This is a genomic window from Bartonella vinsonii subsp. berkhoffii ATCC 51672, from assembly GCF_902825225.1.
Classification (GTDB): Bacteria; Pseudomonadota; Alphaproteobacteria; order Rhizobiales; family Rhizobiaceae; genus Bartonella; species Bartonella berkhoffii.
Genome location: NZ_CADEAK010000233.1, coordinates 1 through 414, shown reverse-complemented (window position 1 = coordinate 414; position 414 = coordinate 1). Strand labels below are relative to the sequence as shown.

Sequence of the window (414 nt, the reverse complement as noted above, 5' to 3'; positions counted from 1 at the left end):
AATGTTTCAACTTGTACATGGGATGGATGCACCCCACCAGCTAAAAGAAGACCTTGCCGATAAATAACTGAATTGTCTCCTTGCCAATAATCAAAATGCCCTAGTAACAACTTTTCATTAATTGCTAATAATAAGCGGTGCATTTCCTCCGTTCGAGTATTTTCAATAGAAAGATCAAATGCACAAGCTAAATGAAGAGCGTCTTGTTCTTCCATCCATGAAAAAGCAAGCCGATAATTAGCCCGTTTTCCTTCTACGCAAACATTAATTTCATCTTCTGCATTCCGTTCAAAAGACCAGTCATACCTATAGACAATCTGTTCGATAAAATCGACTGGATGCTCTTCAATTTGTGCAGCGCTAAAGGCAAGCCTCATCATTAACCCTCAATTATATTAAAACATTGTCAACAGA

The 414-nt window shown here is 37.9% G+C and carries 1 protein-coding gene; it reads right to left on the bottom strand.

Annotation, left to right across the window (positions count from 1 at the left end; translation table 11 throughout):
• Positions 1 to 377 (bottom strand): type III secretion system chaperone family protein (locus J7R10_RS09065; RefSeq protein ID WP_208436505.1); only part of this gene is annotated, 377 nt, incomplete at its 3' end.
• Positions 378 to 414: the final 37 nt, after the last annotated feature.